An 18925-nucleotide genomic window follows, 5' to 3' on the forward strand; every position below is an offset into this window, starting at 1 on the left:
ACTGCAAGCGATCGCTACCCTCATCGCAGTCATCGCTATCATGTAAACATAGCGGCGTGTTTATTTAACTGTATTACTTGCTTGCGTTCTTTTCAATTTTTTTGAGATAGCATTCAGTATTACTCACAATTTTTTCTAAAACCTTTGAAATATATGGAGTAAACTGCTCCTTTGAAATAGTTTCATAAGGATACTGATGCACCTTCTTCAAAGAATTGACAATTTCCGTTTTTGTCTTAGTATCTAAACTTAAAAAAGGATCATTGCGATTGTAATTGTGAAAACTAGTAAGATGGATCAGGTTACAACTCAAGTCGTAAACAAGCTTTACCCAGCCGACTTCTTGATCAACCATTACCCTATCAGTAACAGGCCACTTTTTTCCCGATCTGAAATCACGAAGAATCCTCGTTAACTTTACAGAGTCTTGAAGACTGCACAAATAAGAAACTCTAATAAGAGAATCTATTTCCTGTCGCAGCACCGTAATTGCAACACCAATAATGCCATTTTCTAGAAGGATACTTACAGCTTTTTGATGCTCTATGGAACGTTCTCTAACAGTTTGACAAAATTCGTTTATTAAACTGTCCATATACCCTATTTAAGTATTTAAACTCTTATAAATTTCCTAATTTCGCCATAATGTCCGGACAATAATCATAAAATTTAACAATAACTCAAATATCCAAGTGTTTGACCACAGTTTTTAGGAATACTTATTGAAGTAAATACGTAATTAACCAAAATTGCTAATTATAAAGTCAAGTATTGTATAATTTATAATACGTAATCTGTGTTAAAATTCCGTCTCCATCCTGTAAATCCTTAAATCCTGGACATCCTGATATGGCTTACGCCACGCTTCGCTATCAGACAACAACAACATGGCAACTTATAAAAAAGTCAATTAGTCTTAATTTTAGTTACAGTTAGATCACAAATAAATCGTGAGGGGTGATACTATGCGTGTCTTGCTAGTTTATCCAATATTTCCCAGAACCTTTTGGTCCTATGAAAAAATCCTAGCATTGGTTGACAGAAAGGTTCTACTACCACCATTAGGTTTAGTTACAGTAGCGGCTATCCTACCCCAAGAATGGGAGTTTAAGCTAGTAGATCGTAACATTCGCGCCGCTACAGAAGAAGAATGGGCATGGGCAGATATAGTCATTTTCTCGGCTATGATTGTCCAGAAACAAGACTTACTAGATCAAATTAGAGAAGCAAAACGCCGGGGTAAGTTGGTAGCATTGGGTGGTCCTTACCCCACGTCTACACCCCATGAAGTGGAAGCAGCAGGTGCAGATTACCTAATTCTGGATGAAGGGGAAATCACTTTACCCATGTTTGTGGAAGCGGTACAAAAAGGTGAAAAATCTGGAGTTTTCCGCGCTACTGAAAAGCCTGATGTCACTGGTACACCGATTCCCCGCTTTGATTTATTGGAATTTAATGCCTATGATATGATGTCTGTGCAGTTTTCGCGGGGTTGTCCTTTCCAATGCGAATTTTGCGACATCATTGTTCTATATGGACGCAAACCCAGAACCAAAAGCCCTGAACAACTTTTAGCAGAATTAGATTATCTCTATGAGTTGGGTTGGAGACGCGGTGTATTCATGGTTGATGATAACTTTATTGGCAACAAACGCAATGTGAAATTGTTGCTAAAAGAGTTAAAAGTTTGGATGGCTGAACATCAATATCCTTTCAATTTTGATACAGAAGCTTCCATTGATTTGGCACAAGATCAAGAGATGATGGAGTTGATGGTTGATTGTGGATTTAAAGCCGTATTTTTGGGTATTGAAACCCCAGATGAAGACAGTTTACAACTAACTAAAAAATTCCAAAATACTCGCAGTTCTTTAACTGAGTCGGTAGAAACTATTATCAAAGCCGGTTTACGACCAATGGCTGGGTTTATTATTGGTTTTGATGGTGAAAAAGCCGGTGCTGGCGATCGCATCGTTAGATTTGCTGAACTAGCTGCCATTCCTTCCACCACCTTTGCTATGTTACAGGCGTTACCTAACACTGCATTGTGGCATCGCTTGAAAAAAGAAGGACGACTACGGGAAAACAAAGACGGGAATATCAATCAAACCACATTGATGAATTTTATTCCTACCCGTCCTCTGGAAGAACTAGCGAGGGAATATGTGGAAGCTTTTTGTGCTTTATATGATCCTGTAGCTTATTTAGATCGCACCTATCGCTGTTTTATGATGTTGGGTTCTCCTAAATGGACAGCACCAGCGAAAACACCGGAATGGGTAGTTATCAAAGCTTTGTTAATAGTAATTTGGCGACAAGGTTTTAAACGAGAAACTCGTTGGAAATTCTGGCATCATTTCTTTAGTATTCTCAAGCATAATCCTAAAGTGATTGAGCAGTACGTTTCTACCTGCGCTCACATCGAGCATTTTATGGAATATCGGCAAATTGTGCGCGATGAAATCGAAAGCCAACTCGCTGCTTATTTAGCCCAAGGTGCAGAAAAACCTTATGTTCCAGAAAAGGAAAAAGCTGTAGCTTAATCATCAGCAGATCCCCAATTTAATGATGAAGTTGGGGATCTATATGTATCTGGGATTAATAGGATTATTATTCCTGATTATTAACTTCTGAAGAATTCAGAGTTGTACCATTATTTTGGGGACTGAAAAATTGAGCATCATTAACCCAAATTGAGTGTTGATGTACGGGAATATTGATACCCATTTGATCAAAGGTAATTTTCAAACGACGACGATATTCTCTGGCCACATCCCATTGTTTGAGTGGTTGAGTTTTGATCCACACACGAATCATCATCCCGCGATCGCCAAAATTATCAATTCCTAAAATACTTGGCTGGTCTATAATTTGACGTTGCCAAAGTGGTTCTTGGTTCATCTCATTAGCTACATCTTTGATCAATTGCAAAGCTCGATCAATGTTTGTCTGATAGGAAACTGGTATAGTTAAATCAGCCCGTGACCAACGACTAGAAAGATTTGCTACTACTTTAATTTCACTGTTAGGAATTGTAATTAATCTTCCTTCTGCATCCCTAACTTGAGTCATGCGGAGATTGAGGTTTTCTACTAAACCACCCACATCTCCAACTACTATCACATCACCCAAAGCATATTGATCTTCGAGGATAATTAAAAACCCATTTATAGCATCTTTAATTAAGTTTTGAGAAGCAAGAGATACGGCTACACCTATTAAACCTGCACCTGCTAATAAAGGAACTATATCTATTCCCAAGGCAACTAAGGCAATTAAAATTCCTACTCCTATGCAAATTAGGGTAGTGATACTTTTAGTGACACCAGAAAATGTGGAAACTCTCAATTGCATCCGTTCTGAAGCTTCTGAGTTTAATAAAAAACCACCACTAATGAGAGTTTTTGTTAAGCGATCAATGAGAGCATAACTAATGTAAACAACCACATAAGTTCCTAGTATGACAACGCCTACTTTAAAAGGAATTTGAGCAGCTGCAAGAATTGCCAGTTGTAAAGCCCGTGTGTAAGGAAATAGTCCTAAAATTATAAAACTACCACCAGCCCAAATTCCGGTTTGTGTCAATTGGAAGAAGATTTTTTTGACTTCTGTTAAATGCTCATTTTGCTGTTGATCTAATTGGGTAGTAATGGTTTGGTCTGTTTCTTCGTTTAAATCAATTGCTTCTATTTTTTGCTTGTGTAAATGTCTTTGATGACGATATATAAACAAGCTTAATAAAACCATGGTTACTGTTAGAACCCCTGCAATTTTTCCCTGAAATATCAAAGCAGGAGTCTGTCGTTCTGATTTTGCTTTTTCTAACTCTTGCTGTAAATTTGCCGTAATTTGATTAGCTAATGTTTCTGGATCTAAATTACGTAGTCTTGCATCCAGTGAATTTACAGTCATTAGATATTTACCATTGATATAAATTACTGGTAAATCATTAACTGTGCGAATTTGTGATTTTAGTTTTTTCTCAGATAATTGAAAGTAATTGTTACTAATTTCTTGTAAATTCAGTTGGATACTTTGCGCTCGTGGGATGATACTATTTTTTGAACCAGCTATCTGAAACAGGGGACGACCATCTAAATAAATCCATTCAGAAGTTGTTATATCTTCAGCACCATTATTTACATTATTGGGAGTTGGTAAGTAAGGTAGGAGAGGTATCTGGGCTGTAGCTTTTGGTACAGAAATGACTGCTAGAGCTATTGAACCTGTGATAGCCAAAAATTTTAAACGCACTCAAAAACCTCCTTGATGTTAATGTTTTCTTGGATGGTTAACAAACTGGTATTTTAAAATTTGTTTACTAGCAAGTGATATTTTGTTTGATAGACTTAACTTGATATATATCCAAATTAGGTGACAGTTTCAATTCTATGTTTCTTCTTCAACAAACATAGTCTTTGTTTTTCCAAAACATACCATACATATTACGAAATGTGTACCTTAGTCAAATTGAGTATGAAATATGAGGATAAGTATTTGTATATGAATAGACAATGATGATTTAAATTTCTGAACAGGTCTAAGTTTTAATATAAAAAATTCAGTATATGTAAATAAAATTTTAGATGTACAGTTCAGTGTGAGCTACTTTAAACACGGACTCAATAATAAACTCAGATTTCCAGAAATGGATAAAATATATTTATAGCAACAAATAGAGTAATTAGTAGTTTGTATACTTGTAATTGTAAGAAAGTCTAATCAAAACAGAGTGTAGTAGAGTGTTCTGTTTTTGTTTTCATGCTCAGTTACTGATTGCAGGGTAATTGTAGCTAAAAATTGCCAGGTGTGAGCAAACTTTGTTAAAGTACGTAAGGGTTTTCAGACCTTCTTGTTTTCTAGAGGACAATTTAAATGACCGCAACTACTCCCAGATTAAAGCACGAGGTTAAAGACCTCGCCCTCGCTCCCTTGGGAAGACAACGGATTGACTGGGCTGGCCGGGAAATGCCCGTATTAAAGCAAATCCGCGATCGCTTTGAGAAAGAAAAGCCATTTGCAGGATTACGCCTTGTTGCTTGCGCTCACGTTACCACTGAAACAGCACATTTGGCGATCGCCTTAAAAGCTGGTGGTGCTGATGCAATTTTGATTGCAAGTAACCCCCTATCTACTCAAGATGACGTAGCTGCTTGCTTAGTCACTGATTACGAAATTCCCGTTTTCGCTATCAAAGGTGAAGACGCAGAAACCTATAACCGTCACGTACAAATTGCTTTAGATCACCGCCCCAATGTGATCATTGATGATGGTAGTGACGTAGTTGCTGACTTGGTGAAAAACCGTCAACATCAATTATCTGATTTAATCGGTACAACCGAAGAAACCACCACTGGTATTGTGCGTTTACGCGCTATGTTAAACGACGGCGTGTTAACCTTCCCCGCGATGAACGTTAACGATGCAGATACCAAGCACTTCTTTGATAACCGCTACGGTACTGGTCAATCTACCTTAGACGGCATCATCCGCGCTACAAACATTTTGCTGGCTGGTAAGACCGTTGTTGTAGCTGGTTATGGCTGGTGTGGTAAGGGTACAGCTTTACGCGCTAGTGGTATGGGTGCAAACGTTATCGTGACCGAAATTGATCCTATTAAAGCTATTGAAGCTGTAATGGATGGTTTCCGTGTGTTACCTATGGCTGAAGCTGCTGCTCATGGTGATATCTTCGTTACTGTAACTGGTAACAAGCACGTCATCCGTGGTGAACACTTCGATGTCATGAAAGACGGTGCGATCGTTTGTAACTCTGGTCACTTTGATATTGAGTTAGACCTAAAAACATTACGCACCAAAACTAAAGAAGTTAAAACCGTTCGTCCTTTCACTGAGCAATACATCCTCAACAGTGGTAAATCTGTAATTGTATTGGGTGAAGGTCGTTTAGTTAACCTAGCTGCTGCGGAAGGACATCCTAGCGCGGTTATGGATATGAGTTTTGCTAACCAAGCTTTAGCTGTTGAATACTTGGTGAAAAACAAAGGTAAGTTAGAACCCGGTTTATATTCTATTCCTACCGAAGTTGATCAAGAAATTGCTCGTTTGAAGTTACAAGCAATGAAGATCAATATTGATAGTTTGACAGCAGATCAAATTGATTACATCAATTCTTGGCAGTCTGGAACTTAATACTTTGATTAATTGATTTTTTGAGGGGATGGGCTTTTTGCTTATCCCCTTTTTTTGAACGAACCGCTCCAGACGCAGAGAGAGCTAAAGTTTATAATCCTATAATAGTTAAGTCTTGTGGTGTAGGCATATTGCCCGCTAGACTTATACAAATTAAATGCACAGCAGCTTACCTGAGTTCTGAAGCATTCAGATTTTTCACACTGTTACCAATGCCTGTCACCTATCAAATCCTCTCCAACCTTATGGCAAAATTGATCAGAGTCCTCAAAAACTGATTATTCCCAGTATGACTGCAACTATACCAAATCTCCCCAGTCTCTACGAACCCTTCTCCACAGAAGCCAAATGGCAAAAATTCTGGGAAGACAACCAAGTCTACAAAGCAGACCCCGACCATGCCGGTGAACCCTACTGTATTGTTATTCCTCCCCCTAATGTGACCGGCCGTTTGCACATGGGTCACGCTTTTGAGGGTGCATTAATTGATTCCCTGGTACGTTACCAACGCATGAAGGGACGTAACACCCTGTGGCTACCCGGTACTGACCACGCCAGTATTGCAGTCCAAACCATTTTGGAAAAACAACTCAAAGCCGAAGGTAAAACTCGCTACGATATAGGTAGGGAAAAATTCTTAGAAAAGGCTTGGGAATGGAAAGCTGAATCAGGTGGGACAATTGTCAATCAATTACGCCGTTTGGGTGTTTCCGTTGACTGGTCACGGGAACGCTTCACATTAGATGAAGGTTTATCAAAAGCTGTTTTAGAAGCATTTAATCGTCTTTATGATGAAGGTCTAATTTACAGAGGTAATTATTTAGTTAACTGGTGTCCCGCTTCCCAGTCTGCGGTGTCTGATTTGGAAGTTGAACCCAAGGAAGTTAATGGTAATCTTTGGCACTTCCGTTATCCTCTCAGTGATGGTTCTGGTTTTGTGGAAGTGGCTACAACTCGACCTGAAACCATGTTAGGTGATACTGGTGTTGCGGTAAACCCGGAGGATGACAGGTATAAACATTTAATTGGTAAAACTCTTACCCTCCCCATCATGAACCGGGAAATACCGATTATTGGTGATGAATTAGTTGATCCTACCTTCGGTACAGGTTGTGTAAAAGTTACACCAGCCCATGATCCTAACGACTTTGAAATGGGTAAGCGTCATAATTTGCCGTTTATCAATATCATGAACAAAGACGGCACATTAAACGAAAATGCGGGTGAGTTCCAAGGACAAGACCGCTTTGTTGCCAGAAAAAATGTCATTGCTCGCTTAGAAGCAGATAGCGTACTGGTAAAAATAGAAGACTATAAACATACAGTACCCTATAGCGATCGCGGCAAAGTCCCCGTTGAACCTCTATTATCTACCCAGTGGTTCGTGAAAATTCGCCCCCTCGCGGATAAAACCCTCGATTTCCTCGATAACCAAAGTTCCCCCGAATTTGTCCCTGAACGCTGGCGAAAGGTTTACCGTGACTGGTTAGTAAATCTGCGTGACTGGTGTATTTCCCGTCAGTTATGGTGGGGTCATCAAATCCCCGCTTGGTATGCAGTCAGTGAAACCAACGGCGAAATTACCGACACCACACCCCATTTTGTCGCTAGAAATGAAGCCGAAGCCTTAGAAAAAGCCAAATCACAATTTGGCGAAGAAGTCAAATTAGAACAAGACCCCGACGTATTAGATACTTGGTTTTCCTCTGGTTTATGGCCTTTCTCAACTTTAGGTTGGCCAGAACAAACCAAAGACTTAGAAACCTACTATCCCACCGCTACCCTAGTTGCAGGATTTGATATTATCTTTTTCTGGGTAGCGAGAATGACCATGATGGCTGGACATTTCACTGGTAAAATGCCCTTCAAAAATGTTTATATTCATGGTTTAGTCAGGGATGAAAATAATAAGAAAATGTCCAAATCAGCAAACAATGGTATTGACCCATTATTGTTGATTGATAAATATGGAACTGATGCCCTCCGCTATACCTTAGTTAAAGAAGTAGTCGGTGCTGGTCAAGATATTCGCTTAGAATATGATCGTAAAAAAGATGAATCTATTTCCGTAGAAGCATCCCGAAATTTTGCCAATAAAATCTGGAATGCTGCCCGATTTGTAATGATGAATTTGGATGGGCAAACACCAGAAAAATTAGGTAAAGCGAAACCAACAGAACTCAGTGATAAATGGATTATCTCCCGTTATCATCAAGTAATTAAACAAACAAATAATTACTTTGATAATTATAGTTTTGGAGAAGCAGCAAAAGGACTTTATGAGTTTATTTGGGGTGACTTCTGTGACTGGTATATTGAATTAGTCAAATCCAGATTACAGAAAGACGCAGAACCCGCATCTCGCAAAGTAGCCCAACAAATTATTGCGGAAATATTGGAAGGCATCTTAAAATTATTACATCCTTTCATGCCCCATATTACCGAAGAAATTTGGCAAACTCTTACCCAACAACCAGCAGAAAATCCTCAATGTTTAGCCTTACAAAGTTATCCAGAAGCGGATAATAAGTTAATTGATGCTGATTTAGAAACACAATTTGATTTGTTAATTGGTACTATCCGCACCATTCGTAACTTACGCGCCGAAGCTGATGTCAAACCGGGTGTAAAAATCACCGCTAATTTGCAAAGTGAAAGTGAAAAAGAAAGGTCAATTCTCACACTTGCTGAGTCTTATATTAAAGATTTAGCTAAAGTAGAAACCTTAACTATTCAAACTCCTGAAATTACTGTAGAAGAAAAACCAAAAATCAATTTACTTTTTAACAGTATATACTGGCGGACATTCTTGACAATTTTTGTAGTTATTTCCGCTTTAATTACTGTGAGAGTAGCTGTGTTTGTGGGGAATACATCTCTGCGGTTGCCAATTTTTGGAACATTCTTTGAACTGGTAGGTTTAGCTTATGCAGGTTGGTTTATTGTCCGCTATTTATTAAATGCCAAAGCCAGACAAGAAATATTTGCCAAATATTTACCAGCAGAGGAAGAAACGAAAGAAGCAGAAATAGAAACTGCTGTAACCGAAGAGAAAGAAAAAGAAAATTCCATTGCTGGTGTTGTGGGTACAGTTCAGATAGTTATTCCTTTAACTGGAGTAGTTGATGTTGAGGTTTTACGTGCCAAACTGGAAAAAAGTTTGAGTAAAGTAGAAGCAGAAGTAAAATCTTTAAGTGGAAGATTAAGTAATTCCAACTTTGTAGATAAAGCCCCCGCCGATGTGGTACAAACTACCAGAGATGCTTTAGCAGAAGCCCAAAAACAAGCGGAAATTTTACAGGAACGTCTTGGTACTTTATAACAGGTGACAGGTGATAGGTTACAGGTTACAGGTGACTGGTTACAGGTTAAAGACGTAAGAGATTACCTATTACCTATTACCTATTACCTATTACCTATAGGACTCCTATTTGAATTTTGATAGCTTGCGTGGCGTAGCCATACAAAATTAGGTATTGTAGGGTGTGTTAGAACGGAGTTCGTAACGCACCATTATCAAGGGTTTGGTGCGTTACGCTATCACTCTAAGCGAAGCCATGCCCGCAAGGGCTTTACGCACCCTACGTATCTTTTCAAGAATCAAATATTATTCCTATATTACCTATTACCTATTACCTATTACCTATTACCTATTACCTATTACCTATTACCTATTATCTAGTTTTGAATGATTATGCAATATTTAGCCCAAGTACATAAAAACGATTTTTTAAAACAGTATCAATTACGTCTGTTGGCAATTAAGGAAGATGAATATTTATGGTCAACAATTTCTGAAGAGACATTTATTCTTTTGGGAAAAGAACACATCATGAATGAAAAAATGATGGTTTTAGTAGAACTTTCCCCCACAGGAGATATAGAAAGAATTGAAGATGCTACCAGTTGGATAGTTGATTTAGTGCAAACTTACCTCTCAACTGGTGTTACACCGGAATTTTTAAAACAAGAAGCTGAAAATGCAGAACAGTGGCGACAAATTTTAACTTTACAAAATCAAGATATAGCCCGTCGTACTTTGGAATTAGAAGCAAGACGGGAACAAATTCAAGCTTTAGAAGAAAGTCTTAACCGTGAACAAAATAATCATAGTTCCTAAAACAGAGAATAGGTAATAGGTAATCTCTTATATCTGTTACCTGTCACCTGTCACCTGTCAGCAATTACTTAATTTCTTCTCCTGCTAATACTTGACGAATTACCCTAGTTAAAGCTTTTTGTGTAAAGCGTCCAGCAAGTTGTTGTCCTAAGTTATGGACTCTGGGATTAACAATAATCTCAGCTAGTTGGGGGGCAATTTTAGCAGGATCAAAACCTCTAGTTTCTCTGAGAATACCTGCAATTCGTTTGATATATTCTAGGGTTTGTTGTTGTTCAGCGGTTGCACCAGGCATTTCATTAATTGCGGTGATACCTACTCTTTCCCGCAGTAAATAGGTGAAATTGTGCAAGACATTTTTACTAACTGCATCTAGTCCATTTAAAAATTCATCAACTAATCTATCTCGAATAAATTCACCCCGTTGAGAAGATAGAAAATCTAGGGTTTGATTCATGACTAAGCTCAGGTCATAATCTTGACTATTGCGAGCATTTTTAAGTAGGTTTTCTAGACGATTCCAGCGGAATTTACCATCTTTAAATAACAACTCTTGTAATGAAGTTCTTAATTCATGAGATGGATCAGTTAGCAGACGTTTGGAAACATAAGGATAGGCTTCACTCAGCACTTTGAAGTTGGGATCGATATAAATGGCGATACCTTCCAAAGTCACCAAAGAACGAATTATTAGCGCATAGTATGGCGGTACACGGAAAGGATACTCATACATTAATGCTGATAAATCATCGGTGATGCTTTTAATGTTTAGTTCTGCAACACTTGCACCTTGGGCATTGGCAAATACTTTAGCAAATGCCGGAATAATTGGTGTTAAATCTGTTTCTGGGGAAAGAAATTCTAGTTTGACGTAATCTTCTGTTAATAAATCAAAGTCTCTGTTAACAACGTGAACAATAGCTTCAATTAAACCATAGCGTTGTGGTGGTTTAATTTCGCTCATCATGCCGAAGTCGAGATAAGCTAATTTGCCATCCAAAGTAGCTAATAAATTGCCAGGATGAGGATCAGCGTGGAAAAAACCATGTTCTAATAATTGACGCAGGGAACATTGAACTCCTACCTCGATTAAATAACGGGCATCTATTCCCAGTTCTTTAATTTCCTTGCTTTGAGTTAATTTAATACCGTTGATCCATTCCATCGTTAACACACGACGGTTTGTATATTCCCAATAAATTTTGGGTACATATATATCTTGAATATGTCCATATAACTCAAAAAAGCGTTCGGCATTTTCCCCTTCATGGATGTAGTCCATTTCTTCAAAAATGCGATCGCCTAATTCATCTAAAATCCCAACTAAATCACTTCTTACCCGTTTAAAGTTTTTTTGCACCCATCCGGCTAAGTTGCGTAAAATATATAAATCTATGGTGATGCGTTCTCGCAAATCTGGACGCTGTATTTTGACAGCGACTTCTTCACCATTTTTCAGCTTACCTTTATATACTTGTCCTAAAGAAGCTGCCGCAATTGGTTGGGGGGAAAGTTCCGCGTAAATTTCCTCTGGTGTACCTCCTAATTCTTCCTCAATAAATTGGTAAGCAATTTCATTAGGAAAAGCAGGTAATTGATCTTGCAGTTTAGTTAATTCTTCTAAACATACTGGTGGTACTAAATCTGGCCTGGTAGATAATGCTTGACCAATTTTTATATAAGCTGGTCCCAATCGTGTCAGTAATTCTCTTAATTGAACTGCCCGCCGCAGATTATCTTTAACAGCAATTCCTCGCTTTCCATCCCACCAAACTCCTAAAAGATAGGACAGGGTTGGCCGTAAAACTGCCAAAATTCGCTGTAAAACCTGAAAAGGCCGATTTTGATAATGGGTTTGGATTTTTTGTGGATCGTAATCTATTGATTCTGGTTCAGTTGCGGCTGATAATGGTGATTTACGCCTCGCAGATGGTTCTGCGGATTTGCTCACCAAGGTTTCTGCACCATTTTCTGGTACTACTTCAATTAAGGACAACTCGTTTCCGCGACTGTCCTCCGCAGTAGATCGAGAACTAGGGGGAAGTGTCTTAACTATCATTCAAAAGGCCACCAATGAGATGAACTGTTAACTATTGTAACAATATGTTGCGAATGCCGCTAGGCAAGTTTAAAAACAGGGGGGAATAATCTATCCTGTATGATTTTTGAATTTTAGATTTCAGTTCAGCATTCAGTTAACGTCTATAGCTTGCGTGACATTTCTCATTAAAGGGGAAATTGCGCCTTAATTGTTCGGTTCTACCACTGCCGCTAATATACAAAAGACTATACTCTCATAGGTGTATAGTTCAATGTTTATTTTACCTGCTGTTAGATGCTCGTTAATTAAGGGGTGAAAACCTGTGTACGAATGGATATTGCCAAGTCTAAGAGAAGTTTTAGCTACAAGCCAAGCCAATATGGCTGATTGTTCATCTGCCAAAGCAGAACAACAATGGCGTATTAGTTTGGCAGCAACAGAACATCTTTTACTCAAAACCTTAGCGCCAATCACCACTGACAAAACTCAAGCTTTGGTTTTAACTGCACCAGCACCTTTATTTAGTCAGCCACAATTAACCCAAAATTTACGAACAGTTACTTTTACAGCTAAACCCTTTAATCCGTTGGCTTTGATGCCTTTTCATATCTCACCGAGAATGGCGCAAAGTATAGGAAATCAGGTAATATCCAATCTGCAAGACGCTGCAAAAATTACAGAAAAAATTACAGATAATATCTACACAGAAAATCAAATTAATTCAGAAAAATCTATTTTACCTTTATTAACTACTGATCCTTTGGGAACAGAGCAGTTTTGTTTAGTATTTACAGAAAAATTTAGATTGGTTTTAGTTTTGTCAACCAACCAAAATGGTAAAAAGGAATTTTTATTTTCTTTTGAACCAGAGGTGGTACAACAAGCTTGGCAAGCTTTAGGTGCAAGGGTAGTTTTAACTAATCCAGATTTATTTGCTAATTTAGATGAGTTAGTGACAAAATACTCTTCTAGTTTACCTAACTATCAAACTATTATTGAATTTAGCCAATTTTTATTACAAGAATTACCAGAACCAGAGACAGATAAAGTTATACACAATTTTTCCACATCTACCTCTTCCTCTCATCATGTTTCTCCCTCAGCAAAACCTAATTATCGCCCTGATGTGGAGTTATTACAAGCTTTTGCCCACGAAGTTCGCACACCTTTGGCAACTATTCGCACTTTAACCAAATTACTACTTAAACGTCGAGATTTACCCACTACTGTTATTAACCGTTTACAAGTTATTGATCATGAATGTACTGAGCAAATTGACAGAATGGAGTTATTATTTAAAGCCGCAGAATTAGAAACTTCTACATCAACAAAGACAGCGAATACTCAATTAACACCGATGTCTTTGGATCAAGTTTTACAACAAAGTATTCCCCGTTGGCAACAAGCAGCAAAGCGGCGGAATTTAACTTTAGATGTGGCTTTACCCCAGCAATTACCCACAGTAGTTAGTAACCCGAATATGTTAGACCGGGTACTCACTGGTTTAATGGAAAATTTTACCCGTAGCTTACCTCCTGGGAGTTCTATTCAAGTTCAAGTTATCCCCGCAGGTGATCAATTAAAATTACAATTATCACCACAATTATATTGTCAAGATACAACTAGAGATTTTAACTTACCAATTCGTAAATCCTTGGGTCAATTGTTAGTTCTCCAACCAGAAACAGGAACTATTAGTTTAAATATTTCTGCCACTAAGCATTTATTTCAAGCTATTGGTGGTAAGTTAATTGTCCGTCAAAATCAACAATATGGGGAAGTTTTAACGATATTTCTACCCCTAGAAGTTAGTTGTCAACAGAAAATAAAAATTTCTTAATTTTATAGTAGATTTCATGTCAATGAAGTTCAAACATAAATCACTAAAATCTTGTGGGGTGGGATCTTGCCCGCTAATGATGTAACTGTCATCCAATATCATCAATTTCAACTAACTTTTGTCGAGATGATAAACCCGATTTAATTCTAATAGATGATTTAGGTACATTGAATTTTTTTGCTAACATTTTAATTAATTCTTCATTAGCTTTACCATCAACTGGTGGTGATTTCAAGTTTACTATTAAACTACCATCTTCCTGTTCTATAATTTTCTGCTGTTTAGAATTTGGTTTTACTTTTACTTTTTTTTGTATGATCATTTTTTAATAGCTGCATAGAAGCAAATCATAATTATGAATACATCTGTCTTTTTTCCTGCATGATTTGAATTGCTTGGGAAATAAACTCTATTTTCACAGGTTTAGAAATATAATCATCCATACCCGCAGCTATACACTTTTCTTTATCTCCTGTCATTGCATTAGCAGTCATGGCAATAATATAAGGACGATTTTTACCCCATCTCTGATAAATTTCTCTTGTGGCTTCCATTCCATCCATTTCTGGCATTTGTATATCCATAAAAACCACATCGTAAATATGTGTTTCTAAAGATTCTAAAACTTTGTATCCACTAATAGCAATATCTATATCATAACCCAATTTTTTAAATAGTTTTCTAGCGATTTTTTGATTGATAAGATTATCTTCAGCTACCAAAATATTTAAAGGTAATTTTTGAGAAATATTATAATTTGGATTCGTATTTTCCTTATTATCATATTTTGAAGTAGTTTCTAAGTCAAGCTCAAAACTGAAATTACTACCTTTGCCTAATTCGCTACTGACTTGAATTTTACTACCCATCATATTCACTATTCTTTGACTAATTGCTAAACCTAATCCTGTACCTTGGGATTTTAATCTAGTTTCTCCTACCTGTTCAAAAGGTAAAAATATATTTGTCAATTTTTCAGGTGGAATACCTACACCAGTATCTATAATTTCAAATTTAAGTTTAGTAAAACTAATTGAATCATCTTTTTTAACTTGATTAACTATATCTACTACAAATAATACTTCTCCATTGGTGGTGAATTTAATCGCATTCCCTAATAAATTAAGTAAAACTTGCCGTAATCTTTTCTCATCAGTGTTGATAATTATCGGTAATTCAGGACTGAATTGATAGTTAAAACAGAAAATTCTATTTCCTAAAGAGTTACGACAAATTTCTACTATTTCTTTCAGGAAAATTAGGAGCTTAAAATTTTTATATTCTAACTCCATTTTGCCAGCTTCTATTTTAGAAATATCAAGAATATCATTGATTAAAGTTAGTAAATGTAAACCTGACTGCTGAATAATTGCAATATCTTCTTTTTCTTGTGCTGTTAATTTGGGAGAGTTGTGAAAAACTTGAGTAATTCCTAAAATACCATTTAGTGGTGTGCGGAGTTCATGACTCATGTTTGTTAAAAATTCACTTTTAGCATGGTTAGCAGCTACAGCATCCCGCTTTGCTACTGCTAATTCTATATTTTGGTGAGTTAATTGTAAGGAATTATCTAATAATTGCCTTTGTGATGTTTTTAATATTGCTATAGCCTGCTGTTTTTCTGATAAAATAGCATTTAATATTAATGTTGTTAATACAACTACCCCAATAAAATATTGTAATAATATTAAGGATTCATTTAAGTTTTCACGGGCAAATGTACCTAATTCTCTCACTGTACCCAAAACTGCAATTGAGGCAATAATTACAATTAAGCTATTAGAACCGAGTTCTCCCAATCTAAATACAGCCCAAAGTAAACAGGGAATTATCATATACTCTAAAGAAAAAGTATATCTACTCCAAAAGGCTGTTTTACAGATGCTAATTACAATTAATAGTAATAATATGATTTCAGCAATTTGCCAAATATTTAGTTTATTGAATAAGAATTGAGTCTTTGTTCTTCTAAAACGCAAATTATTTTTAATATATTCTCCCCAGGTTAACAATGCAGGAGTAAAGATCAATATTCCTGCTACATTAGATATCCACCAAGTTAACCAAGTGTGTGGATATGAACTTATGGATATTTTTCCTCCTAATGTTAAAGCTGTAATTCCCACAGTTGCATTTACCATTGGTCCAATCATCCCTGTGAAAACTAATAATTTGATCACATCACTCAGGCGTTTTAATGGGTAGGTATTATTAATAGATTTCCGTAGTAAAAAAGTACCTAATATAGTTCCTAAAGTTGTACCTCCAGCAATACCTAAAACCTGTAAAATTGAGAAAATAAAAGTAATAGAATTATTGGTGTTGATAAATGCCCAAAGATTAGCTAAAAATGACCCAAAAAATATCCCTGGCCAGATCCAATACCCAAAAAATAAAGTTGCTGCTGTTGCTAAACCGTCAGGTGGCCAAACTGGTGTTACATCTTGAGGAGTAGCAGTTAAAATTCGGGAAAATTGTGAGGTGTGGTAGTAAACCAGGGCTAAAACTACCATCCACCCCATACGCATAACAATTCGTTTTGACCTAGAATTCATTGGTTTAAACTTTGCATTGCTAAAAGCGCAGTTCCATAAGCTGCTTCCGTGTTCTCTGAGGTAAAAACAGGTACTTGTAAATATTTTTGTCTAATAGCAGTCCACGTAGGGTTTGCTGCCCCACCACCTGCGGTATACACGGAGGTTAGTTGATCTGCTCCCAGTTTTTGCAATAAGTCATATCCTTGTGCTTCTATTCTTGCCATACTGGCTAATAAGCCGTGTAAAAATTCTTTGGGATCATCTGGCCGAGGTTCTAGTCTTGGCGGTAATTGGGGATCATTAATGGGAAAGCGATCGCCTTCCTTGAGTAAGGGATAGTAATTTAATTTACTGGCTTTTGATAAATCAATTTCTTGGCTTAATGTTATTAATTCTTGATCAGTAAAAAATTCCCTTAATATAGCACCTCCAGTATTAGAAGCTCCTCCTGTTAACCATAAGTCACCTAAACGATGGCTGTAAATTCCATACTGGGAATCTTCTACACGGGTACGACTTAAAAGTTTTAATACCAAAGTTGAACCCAAAGAAGTGACTGCTTCTCCTGGTAATTTTGCCCCACTGGCCAAAAAAGCAGCAATGCTATCTGTTGTTCCTGCACATACCCAGCAATCACGCTTGAAACCAAATCTAGCAGCGATTTCTGGTTTGATTTCCCTAATAGGAGTACCTGGGGTTAAAACTTGGGGTAATTTAATGGGAATTTGTAGATTTTCTAACCATTTTGGATATTCCAACTTTTCCACGTCATAACCCAATTTTAAGGCGTTGTGGTAATCACTAATACCTAATTGACCATGGAGTAAAAATGCTAACCAATCAGCTTGATGTAATAAATATCGGGCTTGACTAAAAGTAGGTAATTGCTGCATCCAGAGCAGTTTAGCCAAGCTAGAAGTAGCACTAAGTACGGTATGGTGAGGAGGAGCAATGTTGTGCAAATCCTTGATCACAGTTGATCCCCGTGCATCGTTATAAAGTAGGGGAGCATCCACGGGTTGACCAGTGGCATCTGTGAGCAAAATTGTAGAGGAAGTTCCATTGATAGCGATCGCCTCAATTTGTGAACGCAATTCCAGGGAAATCCCCTCTAAAAGACTCCATAATGCTGTTTGCCAGCATTCAATCCAATTTTTACTATTTGCCCAAAGATGACGCGTTTGCGTGACAATCTGGCCTTGTTCATCAATGACTATAGCCCGTGCGCCAGATGTACCAAAATCAATACCTAAGTAGTTCATAAGAGTTGTCAAAGGATTCAGAAGAAGATGGGGCGGTGGGGTGAAAAAGATTTTTACCAATTACCAATTACCCATCATGTTTTTGTTGCATCTTGTAACAAGATATTCCCCAATTTTGATAAAACAAGGAAAAGTAGTAAACGAAGGTTATTTATTTCCTCTGATTTTAGGAGTTTTTCCATGAACATATCTGATACCCAAGTGTACATTGCTCTAGTTGTAGCCTTAATTCCAGGAATTCTTGCTTGGCGTTTAGTTACTGAACTTTACAACTCCTAGAGTTAAGGCCATCCCCCATTTCCAGCCAAGGGGGTAATTGGCTCAGATAATCCTGGATATACGCGGTACAATTCCTAAGATTTTGGGACTTAAAGCCATAAAAATCTAGAAAAAATGTACTTGCGTATGCCAGGTATATTTTTTTAGCATTGAATACTTGGAGAAATTTGCCAGAAATGAAGTAATATGGCAGCTAAATAAAGTATCAAGTGGCATTTGTTAGTTGTTAACAGTGCTTCCCTTCAATTAGTAAGGCTATTTTTAGCATCATGAACGCCTTTCAACCATTACAACCAACGCTACAACCAGAAAAGCAACATCGGCCTGTCCCTAGACCAAAAAAACATCTTCGTCAACGTTCTTACCGAATTATGGCTATGGAAACATCTGCCAAAATCACGGTTAATGTGATTATTATCACAGCTGCCTTATCCGCTTTATCACAACTTTTACCTTATCACTGGTTACAGCAGGATAAGCTGCGAGAAATTCGCACAGAAGTTAAGTTAATGGAAGGACGTGTCAGTAATTTGAAATCAGAATTTAGTCGTAATTTTGATCCCACCCAGGCTGATACTATTAAACAAGAGCAATCCTACCGTTTTGAGCCTGGTAAGCGACAGTTAGTCATAATTAATCCAGATATTAAAAGTGTTGAAGAATCAGATTCTACACCGTAATATCAATACCGTA

13 protein-coding genes are annotated in these 18925 nt (G+C 37.3%); 7 read left to right on the forward strand and 6 right to left on the reverse strand.

All coding sequences use genetic code 11. From position 1 onward, the window contains the following. Positions 1–73: 73 nt before the first annotated feature. Positions 74–595, reverse strand: a complete 522-nt coding sequence (locus tag WJM97_RS12920; protein ID WP_353929209.1) for a hypothetical protein — start codon at positions 593–595, stop codon at positions 74–76. Between the two features lie 370 nt (positions 596–965). Between WJM97_RS12920 and WJM97_RS12925 the strand changes: the two genes are divergently transcribed. Next, positions 966–2543 carry a DUF4070 domain-containing protein gene (locus tag WJM97_RS12925; protein ID WP_353929210.1) on the forward strand — a complete coding sequence of 526 codons (1578 nt, stop codon included), beginning with the start codon at positions 966–968 and terminating at the stop codon, positions 2541–2543. A 67-nt stretch (positions 2544–2610) separates the two neighbouring features. Here WJM97_RS12925 and WJM97_RS12930 read toward each other — a convergent pair whose 3' ends face one another. Further along, on the reverse strand, positions 2611–4254 hold the full coding sequence (locus tag WJM97_RS12930; protein ID WP_353929211.1) for a mechanosensitive ion channel family protein: 1644 nt from the start codon (positions 4252–4254) through the stop codon (positions 2611–2613). A 621-nt stretch (positions 4255–4875) separates the two neighbouring features. On the opposite strand from WJM97_RS12930, the gene ahcY reads away from it, so the two are divergent. The 3 genes from ahcY (at position 4876) to WJM97_RS12945 (ending at position 10273) form a co-directional block, all read left to right on the forward strand. Beyond that, positions 4876–6153 carry an adenosylhomocysteinase gene (gene ahcY, locus WJM97_RS12935; RefSeq protein ID WP_353929212.1) on the forward strand — a complete coding sequence of 426 codons (1278 nt, stop codon included), beginning with the start codon at positions 4876–4878 and terminating at the stop codon, positions 6151–6153. 289 nt (positions 6154–6442) lie between these two features. Beyond that, positions 6443–9475 carry a valine--tRNA ligase gene (locus WJM97_RS12940; protein WP_353929213.1) on the forward strand — a complete coding sequence of 1011 codons (3033 nt, stop codon included), beginning with the start codon at positions 6443–6445 and terminating at the stop codon, positions 9473–9475. Between the two features lie 372 nt (positions 9476–9847). Continuing rightward, positions 9848–10273 carry a hypothetical protein gene (locus WJM97_RS12945; RefSeq protein WP_353929214.1) on the forward strand — a complete coding sequence of 142 codons (426 nt, stop codon included), beginning with the start codon at positions 9848–9850 and terminating at the stop codon, positions 10271–10273. Between the two features lie 64 nt (positions 10274–10337). On the opposite strand, the gene WJM97_RS12950 is transcribed toward WJM97_RS12945, so the two are convergent. Then, positions 10338–12332 (reverse strand): AarF/ABC1/UbiB kinase family protein, encoded by a 1995-nt coding sequence (locus tag WJM97_RS12950; protein ID WP_353929215.1) that lies wholly within the window; start codon positions 12330–12332, stop codon positions 10338–10340. A gap of 304 nt (positions 12333–12636) precedes the next feature. Between WJM97_RS12950 and WJM97_RS12955 the strand changes: the two genes are divergently transcribed. Then, positions 12637–14154 carry a HAMP domain-containing sensor histidine kinase gene (locus tag WJM97_RS12955; protein WP_353929216.1) on the forward strand — a complete coding sequence of 506 codons (1518 nt, stop codon included), beginning with the start codon at positions 12637–12639 and terminating at the stop codon, positions 14152–14154. Positions 14155–14242: 88 nt separating this feature from the next. Here WJM97_RS12955 and WJM97_RS12960 read toward each other — a convergent pair whose 3' ends face one another. From WJM97_RS12960 to WJM97_RS12970, 3 genes are read right to left on the reverse strand one after another with little or no spacing between them, the layout of a single operon-like run. Beyond that, entirely contained in the window at positions 14243–14470 is a 228-nt protein-coding gene (locus tag WJM97_RS12960; protein ID WP_353933166.1) for a DUF167 domain-containing protein, read from the reverse strand. Between the two features lie 37 nt (positions 14471–14507). Beyond that, a complete protein-coding gene (locus WJM97_RS12965) occupies positions 14508–16709 on the reverse strand; it encodes an MASE1 domain-containing protein (RefSeq protein WP_353929217.1) in 2202 nt (733 codons plus the stop codon). After that, positions 16706–17953, reverse strand: coding sequence for an FGGY-family carbohydrate kinase (locus WJM97_RS12970; protein ID WP_353929218.1), 1248 nt, complete (start codon positions 17951–17953; stop codon positions 16706–16708). Before WJM97_RS12970 ends, WJM97_RS12965 begins: the two co-directional genes overlap by 4 nt. A gap of 180 nt (positions 17954–18133) precedes the next feature. On the opposite strand from WJM97_RS12970, the gene psaM reads away from it, so the two are divergent. Both psaM and WJM97_RS12980 read left to right on the forward strand, forming a co-directional pair. Continuing rightward, positions 18134–18232 (forward strand): photosystem I reaction center subunit XII, encoded by a 99-nt coding sequence (gene psaM, locus WJM97_RS12975; RefSeq protein WP_353929219.1) that lies wholly within the window; start codon positions 18134–18136, stop codon positions 18230–18232. A 269-nt stretch (positions 18233–18501) separates the two neighbouring features. Continuing rightward, positions 18502–18912: a hypothetical protein gene (locus WJM97_RS12980; protein ID WP_353929220.1), complete on the forward strand. Its 411-nt coding sequence runs from the start codon at positions 18502–18504 to the stop codon at positions 18910–18912. Positions 18913–18925 lie beyond the last annotated feature (13 nt).

The sequence above is a fragment of the Okeanomitos corallinicola TIOX110 genome (genome assembly GCF_038050375.1).
Taxonomy (GTDB): domain Bacteria; phylum Cyanobacteriota; class Cyanobacteriia; order Cyanobacteriales; family Nostocaceae; genus Okeanomitos; species Okeanomitos corallinicola.